Consider the following 20,206-nt stretch of genomic DNA (forward strand, 5'->3'; position numbering starts at 1 on the left):
CGATTGACCTGCTACCGATACACCCGGCAACGCATACAACAACCCATAACTCCGCCGCTCGGGCGATCTCTCTCTACGCCCGGAACTCGCGCAATACCAGATGATTTTCTGCCCCGCGGACAGGGGATGGAGAGCACTCCCGGACAATCCGATTTTGAGAATATGCACACTGCAAAGGCACCCGAACAAAGACACTCTCAACGCAGGTTTTGCGTCCGCCTGCGTCACATCAATGTCAAACACGCCATTCGCGCACGATTTGCGGGAGAGTGGACTCCCCATCCTCGGTTGAGGCTTCACGCCCGGGGCCGTCACGGCCGTCAGGAGAAGGCCCTCGACCCGGGGAGGGCCCTGGCCCCGCCGCGAACGCTCAGGTCTTCATCGACCGGATGAAGTCGATGAACGCCCGCAGCGGTGTGGGGAGGTGGTGGCGGCCGGGATAATAGAGGACCGGCCCGGAGAAGCTCGGCCACCAGGACTCGAGCACGGGGACCAGCTCTCCCCGGTCCAGGTAGGGACGAAGCCAGTCCTCGAAGTCGTAGATGATGCCGGTCCCCGCCACGGCGGCGGCCACCGCCAGGTCCGTCGTCGTCCCGAGGCCGACGATGAGCGGGCCCTTCGGCTCGACGTTGAGCGTCACCCCGTCGCGCTCGAACTCCCACGCGTGCAGCGGCCCCTTCGTGAACCGGCCCCCCAGGCAGTCATGGTTCAGGAGCTCTTTCGGATGCCTGGGGCGCCCACGCCGCGCGAGATACGCGGGCGAGGCGGCGGCCGCGAAGCGCTGGACACGCGGACCGATGGGCACCGCCACCATGTCCTGCGCGAGCCGCTCCTCGTAGCGGATGCCCGCGTCATAGCCCTCGGCCACCACGTCGACCAGGCGCTCCTCCGCGATGACCTCCATGCGGATGTCGGGGTACTTCGCCAGGAACGGCGGCACGATGCGGGGCAACACCAGCCGCGCCGCCGCGATGGGGACATTGAGCCGCAGCCGCCCCGCCGGTCGGCCGCGGAAGTCGTTGACCACGTCCAACGCCGAGCGGACCTCCCCCAGCGCGGGCTCCAGCCGCTCGAGCAGCCGCGCCCCCGCGTCCGTCAGCGTCACGCTCCGCGTCGTCCGGTGGAGCAGCCGGACCCCCAGCCGGGCCTCCAGCCGGCGGACGGCGTCCCCCAGCCGCGAGGCGCTGCTGCCCGTCACCCGCGCCGCGCCGCGAAATCCGCCCTCACGCGCCACCGCCCTGAAGGCCGTCAGGTCCGAGAACTCATCCATCACTGTGCGGATTTTCGCACAGCCCGTGCGCATTGCCACCGATTGTCGCGCAGCGGCGCCCTCCGTAGAGAAAGGGAGAACCTCGAATCCCAAGGACCTCCACCATGTCTCCCATCCCCCAGACCTATCGCCTCGGCACCCACACCGTCCGCCGCGTGGGTTACGGCGCCATGCAGCTCGCCGGCCCCGGTGTCTTCGGTCCACCCAGGGACCGTAAGGCGGCCCTCGCCGTGCTGCGCGAGGCCATCGAGCAGGGCGTCGACCACCTGGACACCAGCGACATCTACGGCCCGCATGTGACGAACCAGCTCATCCGAGAGGCGCTGCACCCCTATCGCGACGGGCTGGTCATCGCCACGAAGGTGGGCGCGGTGCGTGGCCCCCAGGGCTCCTGGGAGCCCGCGTCCTCTCCCGAGGACCTCGAGCGCTCGGTCCACGACAACCTGCGCAACCTCGGCCTCGACGTGCTGGACGTCGTGAACCTCCGGGCCATGTTCAGCGCCGAGGGCCCGGTGGAGGGCTCCATCGAGGCGCCCCTCACCGCGCTCGCCGAGCTCCAGCAGCGCGGGCTCATCCGCCACATCGGCCTGAGCAACGTCACCCCGACGCAGGTCGCCGAGGGCCGCAAGCTCGTCGACATCGTCTGCGTGCAGAACCACTACAACCTGGCGCACAGGCATGACGACGCGCTCATCGACCAGCTCGCCGCCACGGGGACGGCCTACGTGCCGTTCTTCCCGCTGGGCGGCTTCACCCCGCTGCAGTCGAGCACGCTGAACGACGTGGCCACGCGCCTGGGCGCGACGCCGATGCAGGTCGCCCTGGCGTGGCTGCTGCACCGCGCCCCCAACGTGCTGCTCATCCCTGGCACGTCGTCACGCCCCCACCTCCGGGAGAACCTCGCGAGCGCCTCGCTTTCGCTGAGCGCCGGGGACCTGGACCTGCTCAACCGCCTCACCGAGCGGGGCTGACCGCGCGCGGGACACCCCGCGCGGCGTCCCGCCCGACGTCAGTTGCCGCGGTAGGTCGTGTCGAGGATGCCGACGCCAGCCCCCTCCACGTAGAGGGTGACCCGCGTGCCCTGGGTGGCGGCCTGGGTGGCGCGCTCGAACAGCCCCAGGCGCTCCGCTTCACTGTACTGGTAGCCCGCCGAAGCGGCGCTCGCGCCCAGGTAGTAGTAGTTGCCGACGAAGCTCCCCGTGCAGTTCGCCGCCGTGTACACCTGCACGACCACGTAGCCCTGGCCGTAGGTGAGATTGGGCTGACGCGTGTACGTGGCCGCGCAGACGTAGCCATTCACGGTGATGGGCGCCGCCAGCGCCGGATTGGCAAACCCGACCGACATCATCACCGCCGAGACAACGAGGGACGCTCGCTTCATGGTGTTGCTCCTTCCAATGGGGACTTGGATTGGAATTCCCACAGCCATGATGGATGCCGGGCTCCGGAGAAATGACTTTGGCCTTTCCACACAAACCAACGCGCGAGCCGCTTTTTCTTCCCGAGGGTGCGGGCTTCTCCAACGCGAATCGCACTCGGTATTGGCCCGGGGAGGTATCGACGGCACGGGGGGCTCCTCGGGTACGACTACGGCTCCATCATGCGCGACTCGCGCACGGCGTTCTCGAGCAACGGGCTGCCGACCATCGAGCCCCTGGGGCGGGCAGGCCATCGGCCAGAGCGCCTCGAACGGCGAAGAACGACGTGGTGGCCGAGGGCGGTGGCAGCGGCACGGTGAACGCCAACCGCACCGCCGTGGGCGCGTGGGAGCAGCTCATCATCACATTCGAGTGAGTCGCGGCCCGCCGGCCAGCCCTTGCGTCGTGGCAGGCCGCGCGGGTCGAGTGGCCCCGGTGTGGCTCACCACCGTCGGTGGACGGTCGCCTTCGGGCCCGTCACCAGGCTCGCGTCCGGCACGTCGTCGCAGACGATGGCTCCGGCCGCGACCACCGCGTCGCGACCAATCCGGACCCCGGGAAGAATCGTCGCCCCCGCGCCAATCCACGCGTTCTGGGCCACCTCGATGGGCGCGCCCGTGAGGTACAGCCGCCGGTCCCCCGGGTCCACCGGGTGGCTCATCGTGATGAAGGTGACCTTCGGGCCGACCATCACCCCTTCGCCCAGCCGGATGCCGGCATGGTCGAGGAACGTGCAACCCTGGTTGATGAACACCCGCTCGGCCAGCTCCAGCCGCAGCCCATGGTCCGTGTAGAACGGCGGATAGACGGTGACCCGCTTGGGCAGCGGCCGCCCGAGAATCTGCTCGAGCAGCGCCGCCTTGCCCGCCTCGTCCTCGAACGGTAGGACGTTGAGGCGTGACGTCAGCCCGGTGACGTGCAGCACCCGCTGGCTCATCGCCGCGAACTCGGGGCTGAAGGCCCGCTCTCCTCTCGCGAGGGACTCCGGGTCGTGGATGCGCATGAGGTTCTGGAGGGGCATCCCACGAGCCTGGCCCTCGGGCCGCGCCCGCGTCCAGCGCCAGGAAACGCTTCAGCCCGGGCGGCGGATGGAGGACGCTGGGCGCCCCCCCCTCGCACGGAGTCGGTGATGACGTACATGCTGTTGGTCATGGAGGAGAGCAAGCGCAAGCGGAGCCGGACGGCGGAAGAAGGCCGCCGCGAGATGGAGCGGATGGTGGGCTTCGTCCAGGACCTCCAGGCGCGCGGGCTCTGGAAGGGCAGCGACTCCCTCCGGTCCGTCTCGGAGGGGGTCCGGATCGAGGTCCGGGACCACCAGCGCACCCTGCGTGATGGCCCCTTCGCCGAATCCAAGGAGGTCGTCGGAGGCTACGTCCTCTTCGACTGCGCGAGCCGGGAAGAAGCGCTCGCCATCGCCAGCCAGTGTCCCGCGGCCGAGTGGTCCACCGTCGAGCTGCGCGAAATCGGCGTCTGCTACGAGGAGGAGGACCCGGGCTGAGGCCCCCGCCTCCGTGCCTCGCCAGGAGGTTGGTGCAGTGGAACTCTTCGCTCGGACTGTTGCGTGTCTGCCCTGAAGCGCCCACCAACTCCTTTCAGCTTCCAGGAGACTGGGGTGGCCGCCGCACCCCATCCCTATCAATTCAAGATTAATATGGACTACTAGACACACCGGTAGTATCTGCGCGCCCCAGCTCGAAGCTGAGTCGGGGGCCGAGATGACTCGTGTCGCGAGGTCAGACGGAAAATCCGCAAGTCCTCACACCGAAGTGGCGGTCCTGAAATGGCTGCCTTCGCAGGCGGAATACCTGCATCAACAGGCCGTGCGGTTGGCTCGGGCAGGGGGACCACAAGCCGCGGGGGTCCGTGAGCGCGCCGAGGCCAGCGCGAGCGCGCTGCGAGAGCTGCTGGACCCCGGGCAGCGCGCCGTGGTGGATGGCTATGCCAGCAATCGCACCACCCTGCTGGTGGTCGAGGGCATGCGAGAGGTGGGCGAGGGCGTCCCTGAGACGAGGCCGTCGCTCGAGTCCTTGAAGGTCGACTTCGATTGCCAGGTGCTCGCGTCACGCAGCCAGCTCCTGTTGAACCTCTGTGACAATCGCGCCTTCGCGTACGATTTGGATTACAATGAGATGGTCCGCATCGTCGGCAACTTCAAGGGGGGCGGCCAGCACAAGATTCCAGAGGAGCCCGCGCCCGAGGACGTGGAGCTCTCCTCCCACTCCGGCCTCGCGCTCGGCGCCCACACCGAGCCGCCGTATTACTGCTCGTTCCACGCGACGCAGCGGCGCTCCCCGGCGCCCTCGACGCTGATTCTGACGGCGCGGTGGAATCCGCTCCAGGAACCGACCCAGGTCATCCCGGTGACGCCGGTGCTGGAGGCCCTGGGAGAGCCGGTGGTCGACGCGTTGACCCGCAAGCACTATCAATTCACCCGGCCCGACTCCTACGTCCCCGGTGACGAGGACGGCCGCGACGTCTCCATCGTGGACTACAACCCACACGGCGACTACGCGTTCCGGTTCAGCGCCTATCGCTTCTCCGCGTGCGCCGGGGCGCCGGAGACCGCGCACAGGGCCCTCGCCGCGCTGCAGGCCGGCATCGCGAACGCCGAGCGGCTCCAGGTGACGCTGGACTCCAGCAAGGCCATCCTCATCAACAACACCAAGGCCCTGCACTGCCGCGACATCATCAAGGACAACCGGCGCATCCTCGTGCGACTGTTCGGCTACAACCGCTTCTCGACCGCCATCGTCCAGTCGACCGACCCGATGCTGGTCCAGGGCTGACCCCGCGACACCATGCCTCGACTCGACCACCTCTCCGTCATCGCACCCTCGCTCGTCGAAGGCATCTCACATCTCCGGGAGTGCCTGGACCTCGACATCCCCTTCGGCCGCAAGCACATCCACATGGGCACGCACAATCACCTGCTCCGGCTAGGTGAGGCCGCCTATCTGGAGGTGATTGCCATCGACGAGGAGGCGCCGCCCCCCGCGCACCCCCGGTGGTTCGGGCTGGACGACCGCGCGGCGGTGCGGCGGGCGTGGGACGACGGCAGGCGCCTGCGGGGCTGGGTGGCGAGCACCGACCACTTCGCCCGGGACCTGGCCCGGCACCCGGGCGTCTTCGGTGAGCCGCGCGAGTTCCACGCCGGCGCGTCCAGCTACTTCTTCGCCGTGCCCGTGGACGGCTCGCTGCCGATGGGGGGCGTCGTGCCCTCGCTCATCGACCGCAAGGGGGCACGCCCGACGCTCGCGCCCCAGACCGAGCGGGGCTGTGAGCTTCTGGCCTTCACGCTCGAGCACCCGGACCCGGCCGGCATCACCCGGCTGTACGAGGCACTCGACATCCCTGGCGCGCCCGCCGTGAAGCACGGCGAGGCGCTCCGCTATACCGCGACGATTCGCACGCCGTCGGGAATCCGCATCCTGACTTGAACCCTGGGGTCGACGATGTCCAAGGTGGCTTCTCCCTTTCAGAAAGACGGCGGCGGTCTGGCGCTGTGTCCCTACGACGCGGAGCTCGACGCGCTGCTGGCCCGGGCCTCGGCCGACGAGCGTGAGCACATCGCGGCGGCACAGCGCGACCTGCGCGCGACGGCGCTCGACCACCGGCTCCAGTTCGACGCCAACCACGCGTACCCGGTGTGCCTGCGGCCGACCCTCATCGACGCGGACTGGGCCGCGGAGCTGAAGCTCGCCGGCGAGCGCTTCATCCGCGTGTTCGACGACGTGCTGGAGCTGTACCGCCACGACGACGAGGTCCGCCGGCTCTATCGCGGCTATGAGCCGGTGCGAGACTACCTGCTCGCCGCGCCCGGGTTCCGGCCGCTCACGCGCATCTGCCGCTTCGACGGCCTGGTGGCGCCGGACGGCCGCTACCTCATCCTGGAGACCAACACCGACTGTCCCGCGAACCTGTTCGCGTCCGGGATGGCGACGCGGCTGTGGCGCTCGCGGCCCAACCCCATCCTGGCCGCGTGGGGGCGCGACGTGGAGCTGGTCCCCCAGCCCATCGTGGAGACGCGCAACCTGTTCATCTCGGAGATGCTGGACACGTATCGCGCGGACAAGGGGCGTGAGCCGAGCGAGGTCCGCATCGTCAACTACAACGGCCGCTTCACCAGCGAGACCGACCTCATCATCCAGGGCTTCGACGAGCGCGGCATCCACTGCGAGTTCATCGACCTGCGGGAGCTGGCGCGCGGCGCGGGCCACGTGACGCACCGGGGCACGCGCATCGACCTCGTCTACAACAAGTGGGACCTGCGCGACCTGGTCCGGTGCCCCGACGCCGAGCCGTACCTGCGCGCGGTGGCGGACGGAGACGTGGTCAGCGTGAACCCGCTGGCCTGCCAGTGGCTCTACGCGGACAAGTCGATCCTGGCGCTCCTGAGCGACCCGCGGTTCGGCGACCACTTCTCACCGGCGGACCGCCAGCTGTTCCAGCGCCACGTGCCGTGGACGCGCGTGGTGGCGCCCGGGCGCTCCATCTCCATGGAGGGCGACGCGGTGGACCTGTGCGACTACCTCCAGCGCAACAGGTCCCGCTTCCTGCTCAAGCCGACCAACGCCACGTGGGGCGACGGCATCGTGATTGGGAACAAGGCGCGGGAGGAGGACTGGCGGCGCGCCGTCGAGACCGCGGCGTCCGACGCCTCGTACGTGGCCCAGGAGTACATCCAGGGCCACGTCGTCCACTGTCCGGACCCGACGACGGGCGAAATCACCCAGCGCATCGCGGACCTCAACATGTTCATCTTCGGCGGCAAGGCGGTGGGCTTCCTGTCGCGGGCCAACCAGAGTCCCATCATGAGCCTCTACAAGGGCGGCGCGATGCTGCCGGTCCTGGTCGCCCGCCACCCGGCGTCATGAGCCCCCCCCTCTCGGACGCCGCCGCGTGGCGGAGCATCTTCACGATTTCGTTCCTGGTCGGCATGTTCGCCGTCGCGGTGGGCGGCACGCCCGTGTTGCTCGGCGTGCTGCTGGCCCGCCAGGGCGTGGCCGACAGCGTGATTGGCATCTCCGCGGCGTGCAGCCCGCTGGGGTTGATTGCCTCGTCGTTCGTGATTCCGTGGGCGGCCGAGCGGTTCGGCGCGGTGCGCATCGGCGTGGCCAGCTGCCTGCTCGGCCTGACGGCGATGGTGGCGATGGCGCTCGTGCCAGAGCCGCTGCTGTGGATTGTCGCGCGCCTGCTGTGGGGCCTCGCGGTGGGCGGCTTCTACATCGTCAACAAGGCCTGGCTCGCGCAGCTCACGCCCTCGGGGCGCCGGGGCCGGGTGTTCGGCATCTACACGTCGTTCCTGTCCGCGGGCTTCGCGTGCGGGCCGCTGGTGGTGGCGCTGGTGGACTTCCGCTCGCCCCACTGCTTCGCGCTGCTCGGCGCCGCGTTCATCGCGTGCGCGCTGGGGGTGTTGCTCGTCCGCCAGCGGCTGCCGGACTTCCACGGCACGGCGCGCGCGCCGGTGCTCGGGGCGCTCGGGTTGATTCCGGCGGCGCTGCTGGCGGCCGCGTCGTTCGGCGCGTTCGACCATGCGTCCCTCGCGTTCCTGCCCAGGTTCGGGGCCGCGCATGGCACGAGCACGGCGGTGATGGGCATCGGGCTGAGCGTGCTGAACGTCGGCAACGTGGTGCTGCAGCCCCCCATCGGCTGGGCGTCCGACCGCTGGGGCCGACGCCCGGTGATGATGGGCTGCGCGTTGCTCACTGTGCTGGGCGGCGCCGCGCTGCCGTGGGTCATCGGCGTCGCGACGCCCCTGCTGTTCCTGTTCCTGTTCGTCTGGGGCGCGTGCGCCTACGGCACGACGACGGTGGCGCTGGCGTCCATCGGCGACCGCTTCAGCGGGGCGCAGCTGCTCCGTTGCAGCGCCGCCATGACGATGGCGGGCGGGGTCGGCGGGGTCACCGGCTCCTCGGCCATCGGCGTGCTGCAGGACGTGTTCGGCACCCAGGCATTCCCTCGCGCGCTCATCCTCATCTTCCTGGCGCTGGCCGTGGTCGCGGCGCGCTCGATGCGGGGCGGCAGCCCGGCCACGCTGCCCGACGCCGCCGCCACCCGGTGAGCACGCCCACACGCCGTCAGAGCGAGGCGGAGGGCTGACCGCCCTCCCGGGGCGTGACGCCACCGCGGACGGAGCCGCGGACCAGGTCCTCGAGCGTGGAGGTGATGGCGGCGCGGTAGCGGTCGAACGCGTCCACGCTCTTGGGGACATCACAGATGATGGAGTGAAGGAAGAGCCCCTCCGCGTTGCGGTAGAACCACATGTTCCCCGTGTTGGAGTGCGAGGACTCGGGCAGCGTCTTCGGCCGCCAGACGTCGAGCATGTCCGCGCCGGGGAGCTTCCGGTAGTCGAGGAAGGAGAAGAAGTTGACCGGGAACGGCCACGTCCTCAAGTGGAAGTACTGCGGCGCGAGCAACTCCCAGACCTTCACGAAGGGCACGTCGACGTTGCGCAGCAGCTCCTCGAAGCTTGCCTGAACCCCCTCGACCACCTCCGGGAACGTCATCCCGTCGGCGATGGGGAAGCGGATGGCCAGGGTATTGACGAACCAACCGAAGGACTTGCGCCAGCGGGGGTCCTTGCGCTCGGCGATGGGCATGAACCCCCGGTACACCTGGGCGCCCGAGATGTCCCGCAGGGCCATGCCCACGACGGCCAGCATGCCGATGAACAGCTTCACGCCGCGCTGCTGACAGAGGCACTCGAACGCCTGGGCCCCCGCGTCGTCCAGCAACCGCACGGTGCTGTTGCGGGCCGGGTACATGCGGCCGGACTCGATGCCCAGGTCGAGCGGGATGTGCGGGAACAGGTCTCCCGCGTCCGCGATGAAGGCGCGCCAGTAGTCCAGCTCGGGGCTGTCCGCGGTCAGCTTCGAATAGCGGTGGCGCTGCACGTCCCCGAAGTCGAGGTAGCTCCCCGCCACCCCGGGTGCCGGCGTCAGGCCCGCAGCCAGGGCGGCGTAGTCGCGCTGGACGTCCTCGACCGCGAACACCAGGGAGAGGCCGTCACACAGGATGTGGTCGAAGCCCATGTAGACGGTGGCCTGCGACGCCTCCACCACCACGCCCATCACGAACAGCGGCCACGACAGCGTGTCGATGTCCCGGTTGAACGTGGCCTGGATGTGGGCCGTCACGGCCTCGCCCGACGCGAAGTGCCCCACGTCGGTGCGCTCCAACCGGACCTCCGAGGGCGTCATGACGTCGCAGCGCAGGTCCCCGGCGATGAGCTGCTCGAACCCGCAGCGCAGCACCTCGTGCCGCTTCACGAAGTGCAGCAGCGCCGCCTCCAGCGCCGCCAGGTCGAGCGGGCCGGGGATGCTGAACGACAGGCCAATCCAGTAGTCCTCCGAGACGTGCTCCTGCCGGGCGGACACCGCGGCCGCGAAGTGCTTCTCCTGGTTGTAGGAGGCGGGCCGGTCTCCGGCCGAGAGCGAGGCGAGCGTGTTCGCGGCGGGGCGCAGTCGCCATTCATGGACATGCCCGGCGTGGAACCCCGCCTCCTCGAGGGGGAGCTGATGCATGGAGGAAACCCTTTCTCTTTCGTGTGTTCAGCGCATCGCTGACCTGGGTTCGTGTCAGTGAGCCCTGCGCACAGACTGTGGTTGCCTTTCGGCCTGGACAAGCTCTCTTCAGCTCAGTGTCGGATGCCTTCAACCAAGCCCGACGCCGGACGGGCGGTGACGTCTGCCATTGCGCTCCGGATGCGGGGGAGTCGGAACGACGGAGCAAGACAGTGTGGAACAGCCTCCACTGGGAACCAACGACACGGCTAGCGGCTTTCCACGAGCCGGCTCCGGCCGATGACGGACTCGCCTGGTGGGCCTCCGCGGCCATGGGCTTGCGTCAGGCGGCGAAGACGGCGCCTCGGGGCAAGCTGCTGAGCCTGGGCGTGGGTTCGGGGCAGGTGCCCATCGGGGTGAAGGTCCCGAACCCGAGCGCCCCCGAAGGCGAGTTCATCGTCCTGGGCCACGGCGCGCCCATCGCCCACGACAAGAGCGCGGACCAGCAGGGGCTGAGGACGCCCAGCGACGCCGACCCCAAGTACAGGGTCAGCTACCCCGTCTTCCTCTCGCGTCTGAGCGCCGTCCAGGCAGAAACGGGCGTGAGCGACCCGGAGCTTGCCCAGGCGATGCTGCGGATGGTGCGCAGCCCCGGCGAGGACCCCGGGGGCGTGCCCGCCGAAGTGCTTCCACTGCTCCGGGAGATGCTCGTCACATGGATGGTCGCGGAGCCCGCCCGCCACCGCTCGGTCATCTTCAACAGCGTGCTGAGCCTCCAGGAGATCGCCGACAAGAGACAGACCTTCGCGCAGATGCTCCCGGACAAAGGCAGATATCCCATGGCGGGCAAGGGCACCGCGAAGGACGGACGGCTCGCGGAGAAACACGAGAAGACACTCCTGGACGACAAGGCCGCGACGGCCAGCACGAAGGTCGAGGAGCGGCAGAAGGAGCAGCTGAAGAGGACCACCCCGGATGGGGACCTCTCCTCGCCGCTCGAGCAAATCCTCCACGAGTACGGCATCGGAGGCCCCCGCCTGCGCTACCTCCCGTAGACGGCGCATCCCGTGGCTGACCACGCACGCCGCTTCGGGTATGCAGCACGCATGACTCACCCCGATTTCGACCCCCAGCTGGCCCCGCTCCTCGCCCCGCTCGCGGGCTATGTCCCCTTGAAGATGACGCTGGAGCAGCTCGAGCACTTCCGCCGACTGAGCGACGTGACGCGGGAGGCGCTCATCGGGGACGCGCAGGTCGACTGCGTCGACCACACCGTTCCCGGGTGTCAGGGGGATGACATCGTCGTCAGCGTCATCTCCCGCAGGGGCCACTCGGTGGCCGGGCCCGCCGTCTACCACATCCATGGTGGCGGCATGGTGATGGGGACCCGCTTCGCGGGAGCACGGCCCCTGGTGGACTGGGCGCTGCGCCATGACGCCGTCTGCGTGAGCGTCGAGTACCGGCGGGCGCCCGAGCATCCCGCGCCCACCCTGGTGGAGGACTGCTACGCGGGCCTCAAGTGGATGGCGGCGAACGCGAAGTCGCTGCGCTTCAATCCCAACCAGCTCGTCATCTTCGGCGGCAGCGGCGGGGGCGGGCTCGCGGCGGGGACCACGCTGCTCGCCCGGGACCGGCAGGGGCCTCGGCTGCTCGGCCAGCTGCTGCAATGTCCCATGCTGGATGACCGCAACGAGACGGCCTCGGCGCATCGGTACGACGGCGTCGGCGTCTGGGACCGGACCAGCAACCTGACCGCGTGGCGCGCCGTGCTGGGAGACCGGCTCGGCGGTCCGGAGGTGTCCCCCTACTCCGCGCCCGCGCGGGCCTCGGACCTGAGCCGGCTGCCGCCCACCTTCATCGACGTGGGAGGCGCGGAGACGTTCCGGGATGAAGCCGTCACCTACGCGAACAGGGTCCTGGCGGCGGGGGGCGAGTGCGAGCTGCACGTCTGGGGCGGCGCGTTCCACGGCTTCTACGACATCGCCCCCCAGTCGGCGCTGGCGCAGGCGTGCATCGCGGCGCGGGACTCGTGGCTCGCCCGGATGTTCGCGCGCGACGTCCCCGCCCCGTGACGGGGTAGACTCCGGGCCCCCCTCGCTTGGAGTCCCCTGGATGAGAACCGTCCCCCTCGTCGTCCTCCTCCTGCCGCTGTCGGGTGTCGCCGCCACGAAGAACGTGACCACCGTGGCGGAGCTGCAAGCCGCGCTGTCCTCCGCGAAGGCGGGGGACGACATCGTGCTCGCGGATGGCACCTACACGGTGAACGCGAACCTGAACTGCGCGGCGGAGGGCACCGACGCCCAGCCCATCACCGTGCGCGCGGCCAACCGTCACGCGGCGCTCATCCGCTTCAACGCCACCGAGGGCTTCAAGGTGTCGGGGCGCGCCTGGGTCTTCGACGGGCTCACCATCGAGGGCATCTGCGCCCGCGACCAGGACTGCGAGCACGCGTTCCACGTCACCGGCCACGCGGAGGGCTTCGTGCTGCGCAACAGCCGCGTGCGCGACTTCAACTCCCAGCTCAAGGTCAACGCGACGAAGAACGGCAGCGGCGTCTTCGAGATGCCGCACCGCGGGCTCATCGAGCGCAACGACATCTACGACACCCGCCCGCGCGTGACGGGGACGCCCGTCAACAAGGTGAACATCGACACGGGCGACGACTGGGTGGTGCGCGACAACGAGGTGCACGACTTCGCCAAGCAGGGCGGCATCTCCTACGGCGCCTTCATGAAGAGCGGCGGCAAGCGGGGAATCTTCGAGCGCAACCGTGTCCTGTGCGTCAGGGACCAGCCCGCGTCGGACACGCGCATCGGCCTGTCCTTCGGCGGCGGGGGGACGGGCGCGGCGTTCTGTGCGCCGGCCTTCGACGCGACGGTGCCGTGTGACCCCGAGCACTCGGATGGCATCATCCGCAACAACATCGTCGCCAACTGCTCGGATGTCGCCGTCTACCTGAACCGGGCCGCGCGCACGCAGGTGCTGTTCAACACCTTCATCGCCACGACGGGCGTGGACTTCCGCTACGCATCCTCCACCGGCGAGGCCCACGGCAACGTGTTGTCGTCCGTCATCCGGAACCGCGAATCCGGCAGCTTCACCGCGGGGACGAACCTGATGAACGTGGCCACGGGCACGTGGACGTCCTGGTACGTGGCGCCGATGCGGGGCGACCTGACGCTGAAGGGCCCGGTGACGCAGCTGGTGGGCGCCGCCGCCCCCCGGGCCTCCGTCACCGAGGACTTCTGCCAGCGCCCCCGGCCCACCTCCGGCTCCCACACGTTGGGCGCGCTGGAGCACTCGCTCGGTGACTGCGCGCCCGTCACGCAGCAGCCCGACGCGGGCACTCCCGACGCGGGCGGCGGCACCCCGGACGCGGGCGGCGGCACCCCGGACGCTGGCAGCGGGACTCCGGACGCGGGCGGCGGCGTGGCGGACGCGGGCTCGAACCCGGACACGGGCGCCCCCGACAAGGACGGCGGCGGTTGCGGCGCCAGCCCGGGTCTGTGGCCCCTGCTCCTCGTGCTGCTCCTGCCGTTGAGCCTGCGGCGCCGGCTGCGTTAGCGGCGGACTCCGCCCTGGCCCGTGGGTGACCTGCCCACGGGCGCAAGGCGGGCACTGTCGGTCAGGTCACGGACACACGCCCGGGCTGCCGTCCACGAGGAGGTCCTTGGGCGGATTCAGGAGGAGCTCCACGACGCCCGTGTCCGGGGAGTAGTCGAAGGTCTGGGAGACGTTGACCTCGGGCCCCTTGTAGGCCCGGCTGGCATCCGCCAGGGGGAAGTAGGGGACGGTCACCGTCACGGGACCGAAGGGGACGGGCTGGATATCGCAGCCGCCCCCCGTGGGTGAGAAGCGATGCCCTCCCCAGGTGAACTCCACCGTCTTCCCCGGCTGGATGTCGAACGTCATGCGTTGGTCGTTTCCCTGACAGGCGGTGGAGCGCGGGCAGCCACAATTCGGAAAGCCCGTGCCTTGCAACTCCCCCTGCCCCACCCGGATGGAGTGCGACGCCGGTGTCTTGACCGTGGTGATGAGCTTGGCCGCGCAGGCCCCGACGTTGGTGAGGAGGAAGACGACGCGAGGCTGCGGGATGACAGGCCCCGCATCCACTTCGCCACCACCCGCATCCACTTCGCCACCGGTCTCCGGTTCGATGGCGGAGTCATCACAGGCAACAGCGGTGCCCAGCCATGCCGCCATCACGACACACCTCAACCACGTCTGCTCACGCACGTCCCCACTCGATTCTGGCCCCGAGGCGTGAACACTAGCGGAGCCCGTCATGACGCGCTATTGGCAAGCGCCATCTCCACCATGGTTGCCCCCACACCGGATTCGGGCCCCGAGCGCCCACGGCATCGACTGGCAGTGCTCGCGCTGCCGCTCGTGGTCCTGGTCTGGCTGGTGCTCGTCGTCACCCCTGTCTGGCTTCAGGCCGCGCGGGCCTGCTTCCCGAACTTCGACCTGGGCATCTATTCCCAGGCGGTGGCGCGTCTGTCGTTGGACCAGCCCAACCCGTGGGTCAGCGCGCGCCAGGTCTTCATCTTCAATGACCACTTCGACCCCATCCTCTGGGTGGCGCATCCGCTGGCGCGGCTCCTCCCGCCCATGTGGGCGGCGCTGGTCGTCGAGGCCCTCTTCGTGCTGCTCACCGTGGCGCCCCTGCTCTGGCTCCAGGCAAAGGGACTGCTGAGCCGCCGCGCCATCGTCCTGCTCACAGCGCTCCTGCTCTTGAGCCCCAGCGTGGTGGAGGCCCTGAAGTTCCCCGCCCACCCCACGACGTGGTCCGTGCTGCCCTGGGTGCTGACAGGCGTGGCCTTCCATCTACGACGCCCGGGGCTGCTGCTCGCCTCGCTGGTCCTCCTCTTCTCCTGCAAGGAGGAGTTCGCGTTCGGCGGCGTCATGTTGACGCTCGCGCTGCTCCTGCGGGGCGAGCGCCGCCTCGCGGCGGGCGTGGGCGCGCTGTCACTCGCCTGGCTCGCGGGCGTCTACGGGCTGCGCCCCTGGCTGCTGGGCCCCACCGTGGACTACGGCTTCCGGCTGAGCCAGGGAATGGAGGGAGGGTGGCCGCACTACCTCTCGCTCCGGCTGGCGCCGCCCCACCTGTCACGCATGGGCACCCTGGTGCTGCTGTTCGTCCCGCTGGGACTCTGGGCATGGCGCGAGCGCGTGAGGCCGGACTGGGCCTGGCTGCTTGTGCTCCTGCCGATGCTGGGCATCCGCTTCCTCGCCATGTCCTGGCGGTTCCACTACGGCGTGTCGCTCGTGGCCGCGGCGCTCATGGGCTTCCTGCCCGTCCTCCGCGCCCGGAGGCCGCCCGCGTGGGTCCTCGCCTCCACCGGCGTCATCCTCCTCGCCAGCAACGAGCCGAACCTCCGGAAGCTCACGAGCACCCTCACCTCCCCGATGACGTCTCCGCGTCACTGCCCCGCGACACCGGAGCGGCTGGCGAGCCTGACGCGGGGCATGGACCTGCTCCAGCAGCACCGCGAGGGCTCGGCGCTGCTCGGCAGTAACCTCGTCGCGCCGCTGGCGGACCGCGACGACCTCTACGCCGTGGGAGGTCCCCAGCCCGACGAGGGGCGCGTCCACGAATGGGTCTTCATCGAGAAGCCACCCCATGGCGACGTCTGGCCCCTCACGCCCGAGCGGGTGAGCGAGCTCATCGACGTGTGGCGCAAGGACGCGGGCACCCAGGTCCTCATCGACGACGAGCACGTCTTCCTGGCCCGAGGGCGCTTCACGGCGCACCGCTGACGCGCGTCTCGAAGAGGGTCCCCGTGAGGCCGTCGGTGAAGACCTTCGAGGGCGGCAGGCCGAACATCCCTCGGAACAGCCGGGAGAAGTGCGCCGAGTCGTAGAAGCCCGCGGCGTGCGCGACCTCGGTGAGGCTCCTCCCCCGGAGCGCGAGCGCCGCGGCCGCCTGCATCCGGTGCCACGCGCGATACGCCCCCATCGGCACGCCGACCTGCTCGCTGAACCGGTGCTCGACGAGCGAGGTCGAAGCCCCCACCCGCCGCGCCAACCCCACCGCGTCCGCGGGCGCCGACTCCCGCGTGGGAGCAGCAAGCCACGCGGCGACCCGCGCGATGCGCGCGTCGACCTCCCGCGGGCAAGGCCCCAGGTGCAGCGCCTGCTGGAAGAGCTCCGTCCAGGGCTGCAGGTGTCGCGCACCGAGGGCGGTCTCCACGGCCGCGCGCACCGCGCTCGCGTCGACCTGATGGCGCAGCTTCACGCCGGGCTCCAGGAACAGCACCGCGGCGCGCCCACCCTGGAAGTCGAGCGCGTGCCATTGCCACCCCCGCACGAAGGTGGCCTCGTGCTGCCCGACACGGCCGTCGCCGTCGACGAGCTCGAACGCATCATCCAATCCCACGAGCACGGCGTTGGCGGCGAACCGATGCCGGGGCAACTCGTGGAAGCGGCCGACGTAGAGCGCTCGACCTCCGCCCAGCAACAAGTGGCTCCGCATCTGCAGAATCATACAAGCCGGCCCGTGGCGCCGCACCTAGCGTGGCTTCGTGAAACACGCCGCTCCCCTGCCCGCCACGCACCGAGGAGGCCCCATGGCCGAGGTCCACCCGTCCCTCCCCCAGATGATTCTCGACCGGGCGAACGCGTCGCCGCATCGCGTCGCGTTCCGCGTCAGACATGACGACACCTATGTGGACCACCGCTGGTCGGAGCTGCTGCCGCGAATCGAGTCGCTCGCCGCGGGACTGTTGAGCGCGGGCACGGTGGACGACGGCGCGTGCATCACCCTCGTCGGCAACACCTCGATGGCGTCCTGTCTCGTCGACTTCGCGGCCCTGCGCGTCGGCCTCAAGACGGTGCCCGTCTACGCCAGCCTGCTGCCCGAGGAGGTGGGCTACATGCACGTGGACACCGCCGCGCAGCTCATCGTCGTGGACGACGCGAACCAGCTCGACAAGGTGCGCGCCTTCCGTGCGGGCTTCACCTTCTTCGACCGGCACTACCCACCCGACGCGCTCGCCGCGCGCGCCAGGGTGGTCGTCATCCATCCGGCCGGACTTGCTCCCGCCGATGACTGGGAGAGCCTGGAGGCGCTCGAGGCTCGCGGGCGCGCCCGACGGGCGGAGCTGGAGGACGAGGTGCGCCGCAGGGCGTCGCTGATTCGACGCGAGCACGTCGCGACCTTCACGTACACGTCGGGGACCACCGGCGCGCCGAAGGCGGTGATTCAAACCCACGACAACATGCTGGCGATGCTCGAGGACGTCGGCGCCGCGCGGCTCCTGGATGACAACGTGCTCACGCACGGCCTGTTCCTCTTCCTCCCCGCCGCGCACTCCTTCGGACGCATGGTGGAGTTCGCGGGCCCCTTCTTCGGCGCGCCGCTGGTGATGTCGTCGGTGCCCACGCTGGCGGCGGACCTGGTCGCCTCGCGCCCGGGCTTCTTCCCCGCGGCCCCGCGCGTCTTCGAGAAGATGATGGCGAAGGTCACCAGCACCATCGAGGGCGAGCGGGGCTTGCGCCGCTGGATGCTGGACTGGGCCCTGGGCGTGGGGCGCCGCGCCGCGACCCACGGCAAGTCCCGGCCCCTGTGGCTGGAGGCGCAGCGGGCCCTGGCGGACCGGCTCGTGCTGTCGAAGCTGCGCGCGCGCCTGGGCCTGGACCACGCCTCCGTGCTCCTGTCCGGCGCCGCCGCGCTTCGCGTCGACGTGCAGCTGTTCTTCCTCTCGCTCGGGCTGACCATCCTGGAGGCCTATGGGCTGACGGAGACGTGTCCCGGGCTCACCATCAATCCCAGGGAGGACGTGCGCCCTGGCACGGTGGGACGCGCGTTCTCCCGCTGCCAGCTCAAGGTGGACGCGGATGGCGAGCTGCTCGCGCGCGGACCGAACATCTCGCGGGGCTACCTGAACAGGCCGGAGGCCACGGCGGAGGCGTTCGATGACGACGGGTGGTTCCGGACCGGAGACCTCGCCTCCATCGACGCGGAGGGCTTCGTCCGGGTGACGGGGCGCAAGAAGGAGCTGCTCAAGACGAGCGGCGGGAAGTACGTGGCGCCGCTGAAAATCGAGGCGCAGCTCAAGCGACACCCGCTGGTCCAGGAGGCCGTCGTGCTCGGCGACGGACGCAACTACTGCACGGCCATGTTCGCGCTCGACCCGGAGATACTCGCCATGGTGGCCCGGCGCGAGGGCATCCCCGCCGACCCCGCGCACCCGCGCATCAACGACATCCTGAAGGCCCTGGTGGAAGAGACCAACGCGGGCCTGGCGTCCTTCGAGCGCATCAAGACATTCCGTGTCTCCCCGGGCCCGTTCACGGTGGATGGCGGCGAGCTCACCGCGTCGCTCAAGGTCAAGCGCCACGCCGTCACCCGCAAACACTCGGCGCTCATCGAGTCGATGTACGGGGCCTAGGCGTCGTCAACCCGCCTGGGCTCGCCTAAGTTATCCCCGCACTTCGCGCATTCCGCGCGAATCAACTGGAGATGGTCATGCGAGCAATCCTGGCAATCGCGGTGGCGTTCGGACTGACGGCCTGTGGGGGCGTGGAGACGGGTGAGCCGATGGCGCCCGAGGCCACCGAGCAGGCGTCGTCGGAGCTGGCCGGCAGTTGCGAGGCCCTCGTCGGGACCTTCTGTCGCCCCGGAGCGTTCACCTCCTGCACCTGGTCCGACGGCAACCTGGGCGAGTGCGAGTGTCAGCGCACGCCCTTCAACAAGTGGCTCTGCTACTAGCCTTCACGCCGTGTCAGTCCCGTTGATTCCGTCCCGAGGCAGGCAGACGGAATCAACGGACCTGCCTCAGGGCCCGGTGGAGAAATGTGGGCGACACACCCACAGGAGGGTGCCTAGAATCAGGCCTCCCCGCCGCTGAAGGTCGACTCCGCTGAACACCACCGAACCGCGCCACCTGGCCGGCCTGGACCTGCTCCGGTGCCTGGCCATCTTCATCGTCGTCCTCTTCCACTACCCACGCCCCGAGGGACACGAGTCCTACCGGATGCTCGCCAACTTCGGCTGGACGGGCGTGGAGCTGTTCTTCGTGCTGAGCGGCTTTCTCATCGGCTCACAGCTGATGGAGCCGGTGTCGCGCGGCGAGGCGCCATCCCTGAAGCGCTTCTACCTGCGGCGCTCGCTGCGCATCCTGCCGCCCTACCTCATCGTGCTGGCGCTGTACCTCTTCGTCCCCGCGTGGAGCGAGCGTCCGGTGGAGACGCCCGCGTGGCGCTTCCTCACCTTCACGCAGAACTTCGGACTGCGCCTGAATGGCTTCTCCCATGCGTGGTCGCTGTGCGTGGAGGAGCACTTCTACCTGGTGCTCCCGCTCACCGTGCTCGCGCTGCGAGGACGCGTCCGGGCCGCGCACCTGCTCGTGGGCGCTGGGGCGTTGATGCTCGGCGGAATGCTCCTGCGGGCATGGCTGTGGCAGCGGCACTTCTCGATGCTCGCGCCCGAGGACACCGCGTGGCGCGGCTACGACACGCTGCTGTACTACCCGACCTACGCGCGACTCGACGGCCTCTTGTGTGGCGCGATGCTCGCGGCGCTGCGCGTCTTCCGCCCCGCGACCTGGGAGCGCTGGACCCGAGGGGCGCGCGCGGGCGCCCTGGCCGGAGCGGGCCTTGCGTGCCTGGGCGTCGTGTTCTGGCTGAACGAGGAGCACTTCCGCTACCTCGCCCACACGATGCTCGCCTTCCCCCTGACGTCGCTGGGCTACGCGGCGCTGCTCGCGGCCATGGCGAGCCCCACCGCGTCGCGCGTGTGCGCCCGCATCCCCGGGGTGAAGACCTTCGCGCTCTTGAGCTTCACCATCTACCTCACGCACAAGGCCCTGCAGGCCGGAGCGCGCGTCGCGCTGGAGCCCTACGGCCTGGACGCGTTCCACCCGCTCACGTTGCTGGCCGGCGCGGCGGCGGTGCTGCTCGCGTCCCTCGCGCTGCACCACGGCGTGGAGCGCCCCGCGCTGAAGTGGCGCTCACGGCTGGAGGCCCGGCTCTCCCACGAGCCCACGCCGCGGCCCGCCCTCCGATAGCCCGGG

Annotated in this window: 19 protein-coding genes; 13 read left to right on the top strand and 6 right to left on the bottom strand. The window is 69.9% G+C overall.

The features are described 5' to 3' along the window. Positions 1-370 precede the first annotated feature (370 nt). The gene (locus VZQ01_RS08750; protein WP_223750318.1) at positions 371-1,270 is read right to left on the bottom strand and encodes a LysR family transcriptional regulator; all 900 of its coding nucleotides are present in this window, start codon (positions 1,268-1,270) and stop codon (positions 371-373) included. A 104-nt stretch (positions 1,271-1,374) separates the two neighbouring features. Here VZQ01_RS08750 and VZQ01_RS08755 point away from each other — a divergent pair, with 104 nt between their 5' ends. Beyond that, positions 1,375-2,241, top strand: a complete 867-nt coding sequence (locus VZQ01_RS08755; protein WP_223750317.1) for an aldo/keto reductase family oxidoreductase — start codon at positions 1,375-1,377, stop codon at positions 2,239-2,241. A gap of 38 nt (positions 2,242-2,279) precedes the next feature. On the opposite strand, the gene VZQ01_RS08760 is transcribed toward VZQ01_RS08755, so the two are convergent. Together VZQ01_RS08760 and VZQ01_RS08765 are read right to left on the bottom strand one after the other, a co-directional pair. Continuing rightward, complete coding sequence (locus tag VZQ01_RS08760) at positions 2,280-2,651, bottom strand: hypothetical protein (protein WP_426747533.1); 372 nt, start codon at positions 2,649-2,651, stop codon at positions 2,280-2,282. Between the two features lie 479 nt (positions 2,652-3,130). Continuing rightward, the gene (locus VZQ01_RS08765) at positions 3,131-3,709 is read right to left on the bottom strand and encodes a sugar O-acetyltransferase (protein ID WP_324289061.1); all 579 of its coding nucleotides are present in this window, start codon (positions 3,707-3,709) and stop codon (positions 3,131-3,133) included. Between the two features lie 108 nt (positions 3,710-3,817). Here VZQ01_RS08765 and VZQ01_RS08770 point away from each other — a divergent pair, with 108 nt between their 5' ends. From VZQ01_RS08770 to VZQ01_RS08790, 5 genes are all read left to right on the top strand, one after another. Next, on the top strand, positions 3,818-4,186 hold the full coding sequence (locus VZQ01_RS08770; protein ID WP_267697309.1) for a YciI family protein: 369 nt from the start codon (positions 3,818-3,820) through the stop codon (positions 4,184-4,186). A gap of 268 nt (positions 4,187-4,454) precedes the next feature. Beyond that, positions 4,455-5,474 carry a hypothetical protein gene (locus tag VZQ01_RS08775; RefSeq protein WP_426747534.1) on the top strand — a complete coding sequence of 340 codons (1,020 nt, stop codon included), beginning with the start codon at positions 4,455-4,457 and terminating at the stop codon, positions 5,472-5,474. Positions 5,475-5,486: 12 nt separating this feature from the next. Beyond that, complete coding sequence (locus VZQ01_RS08780) at positions 5,487-6,125, top strand: VOC family protein (RefSeq protein ID WP_267697311.1); 639 nt, start codon at positions 5,487-5,489, stop codon at positions 6,123-6,125. A gap of 24 nt (positions 6,126-6,149) precedes the next feature. Next, positions 6,150-7,562 (top strand): ATP-grasp domain-containing protein, encoded by a 1,413-nt coding sequence (locus tag VZQ01_RS08785; protein ID WP_426747535.1) that lies wholly within the window; start codon positions 6,150-6,152, stop codon positions 7,560-7,562. Further along, positions 7,559-8,749, top strand: coding sequence for an MFS transporter (locus VZQ01_RS08790; protein WP_426747536.1), 1,191 nt, complete (start codon positions 7,559-7,561; stop codon positions 8,747-8,749). Before VZQ01_RS08785 ends, VZQ01_RS08790 begins: the two co-directional genes overlap by 4 nt. Positions 8,750-8,765: 16 nt before the next feature. Here VZQ01_RS08790 and VZQ01_RS08795 read toward each other — a convergent pair whose 3' ends face one another. Beyond that, positions 8,766-10,211, bottom strand: a complete 1,446-nt coding sequence (locus VZQ01_RS08795; RefSeq protein WP_426747537.1) for a condensation domain-containing protein — start codon at positions 10,209-10,211, stop codon at positions 8,766-8,768. A 311-nt stretch (positions 10,212-10,522) separates the two neighbouring features. On the opposite strand from VZQ01_RS08795, the gene VZQ01_RS08800 reads away from it, so the two are divergent. From VZQ01_RS08800 to VZQ01_RS08810, 3 genes are read left to right on the top strand one after another with little or no spacing between them, the layout of a single operon-like run. Continuing rightward, the gene (locus VZQ01_RS08800; protein ID WP_426747538.1) at positions 10,523-11,245 is read left to right on the top strand and encodes a hypothetical protein; all 723 of its coding nucleotides are present in this window, start codon (positions 10,523-10,525) and stop codon (positions 11,243-11,245) included. A 51-nt stretch (positions 11,246-11,296) separates the two neighbouring features. Next, positions 11,297-12,262, top strand: coding sequence for an alpha/beta hydrolase (locus VZQ01_RS08805; RefSeq protein ID WP_426747539.1), 966 nt, complete (start codon positions 11,297-11,299; stop codon positions 12,260-12,262). Positions 12,263-12,302: 40 nt separating this feature from the next. Continuing rightward, positions 12,303-13,754, top strand: a complete 1,452-nt coding sequence (locus VZQ01_RS08810) for a chondroitinase-B domain-containing protein (RefSeq protein WP_426747540.1) — start codon at positions 12,303-12,305, stop codon at positions 13,752-13,754. Between the two features lie 66 nt (positions 13,755-13,820). On the opposite strand, the gene VZQ01_RS08815 is transcribed toward VZQ01_RS08810, so the two are convergent. Further along, on the bottom strand, positions 13,821-14,393 hold the full coding sequence (locus VZQ01_RS08815; RefSeq protein WP_426747541.1) for a hypothetical protein: 573 nt from the start codon (positions 14,391-14,393) through the stop codon (positions 13,821-13,823). 168 nt (positions 14,394-14,561) lie between these two features. On the opposite strand from VZQ01_RS08815, the gene VZQ01_RS08820 reads away from it, so the two are divergent. Then, complete coding sequence (locus VZQ01_RS08820) at positions 14,562-15,950, top strand: DUF2079 domain-containing protein (protein ID WP_426747542.1); 1,389 nt, start codon at positions 14,562-14,564, stop codon at positions 15,948-15,950. Here VZQ01_RS08820 and VZQ01_RS08825 read toward each other — a convergent pair. Continuing rightward, positions 15,934-16,677 carry an AraC family transcriptional regulator gene (locus VZQ01_RS08825; RefSeq protein ID WP_408891278.1) on the bottom strand — a complete coding sequence of 248 codons (744 nt, stop codon included), beginning with the start codon at positions 16,675-16,677 and terminating at the stop codon, positions 15,934-15,936. The genes VZQ01_RS08820 and VZQ01_RS08825 overlap by 17 nt on opposite strands. A gap of 82 nt (positions 16,678-16,759) precedes the next feature. Between VZQ01_RS08825 and VZQ01_RS08830 the strand changes: the two genes are divergently transcribed. From VZQ01_RS08830 to VZQ01_RS08840, 3 genes are all read left to right on the top strand, one after another. Further along, positions 16,760-18,583: an AMP-dependent synthetase/ligase gene (locus VZQ01_RS08830; RefSeq protein ID WP_426747543.1), complete on the top strand. Its 1,824-nt coding sequence runs from the start codon at positions 16,760-16,762 to the stop codon at positions 18,581-18,583. 77 nt (positions 18,584-18,660) lie between these two features. Beyond that, positions 18,661-18,903 carry a hypothetical protein gene (locus VZQ01_RS08835; protein ID WP_046712023.1) on the top strand — a complete coding sequence of 81 codons (243 nt, stop codon included), beginning with the start codon at positions 18,661-18,663 and terminating at the stop codon, positions 18,901-18,903. Between the two features lie 214 nt (positions 18,904-19,117). Then, positions 19,118-20,200, top strand: a complete 1,083-nt coding sequence (locus VZQ01_RS08840; protein ID WP_426748945.1) for an acyltransferase family protein — start codon at positions 19,118-19,120, stop codon at positions 20,198-20,200. Positions 20,201-20,206: the final 6 nt, after the last annotated feature.

Origin of the sequence: Myxococcus faecalis (assembly GCF_050039385.1) — a bacterium.
GTDB classification, from domain to species: domain Bacteria; phylum Myxococcota; class Myxococcia; order Myxococcales; family Myxococcaceae; genus Myxococcus; species Myxococcus fulvus.

Coding starts and splice junctions, on each gene's coding strand:
- VZQ01_RS08760 (WP_426747533.1), bottom strand. CDS start 2,651: ATGAAGCGAGCGTCCCTCGTTGTCTCGGCGGTGATGATGTCGGTCGGG.
- VZQ01_RS08805 (WP_426747539.1), top strand. CDS start 11,297: ATGACTCACCCCGATTTCGACCCCCAGCTGGCCCCGCTCCTCGCCCCG.
- VZQ01_RS08755 (WP_223750317.1), top strand. CDS start 1,375: ATGTCTCCCATCCCCCAGACCTATCGCCTCGGCACCCACACCGTCCGC.
- VZQ01_RS08800 (WP_426747538.1), top strand. CDS start 10,523: ATGGGCTTGCGTCAGGCGGCGAAGACGGCGCCTCGGGGCAAGCTGCTG.
- VZQ01_RS08750 (WP_223750318.1), bottom strand. CDS start 1,270: ATGGATGAGTTCTCGGACCTGACGGCCTTCAGGGCGGTGGCGCGTGAG.
- VZQ01_RS08765 (WP_324289061.1), bottom strand. CDS start 3,709: ATGCCCCTCCAGAACCTCATGCGCATCCACGACCCGGAGTCCCTCGCG.
- VZQ01_RS08780 (WP_267697311.1), top strand. CDS start 5,487: ATGCCTCGACTCGACCACCTCTCCGTCATCGCACCCTCGCTCGTCGAA.
- VZQ01_RS08770 (WP_267697309.1), top strand. CDS start 3,818: ATGACGTACATGCTGTTGGTCATGGAGGAGAGCAAGCGCAAGCGGAGC.
- VZQ01_RS08825 (WP_408891278.1), bottom strand. CDS start 16,677: ATGATTCTGCAGATGCGGAGCCACTTGTTGCTGGGCGGAGGTCGAGCG.
- VZQ01_RS08795 (WP_426747537.1), bottom strand. CDS start 10,211: ATGCATCAGCTCCCCCTCGAGGAGGCGGGGTTCCACGCCGGGCATGTC.
- VZQ01_RS08815 (WP_426747541.1), bottom strand. CDS start 14,393: ATGGCGGCATGGCTGGGCACCGCTGTTGCCTGTGATGACTCCGCCATC.
- VZQ01_RS08830 (WP_426747543.1), top strand. CDS start 16,760: ATGGCCGAGGTCCACCCGTCCCTCCCCCAGATGATTCTCGACCGGGCG.
- VZQ01_RS08835 (WP_046712023.1), top strand. CDS start 18,661: ATGCGAGCAATCCTGGCAATCGCGGTGGCGTTCGGACTGACGGCCTGT.
- VZQ01_RS08790 (WP_426747536.1), top strand. CDS start 7,559: ATGAGCCCCCCCCTCTCGGACGCCGCCGCGTGGCGGAGCATCTTCACG.
- VZQ01_RS08810 (WP_426747540.1), top strand. CDS start 12,303: ATGAGAACCGTCCCCCTCGTCGTCCTCCTCCTGCCGCTGTCGGGTGTC.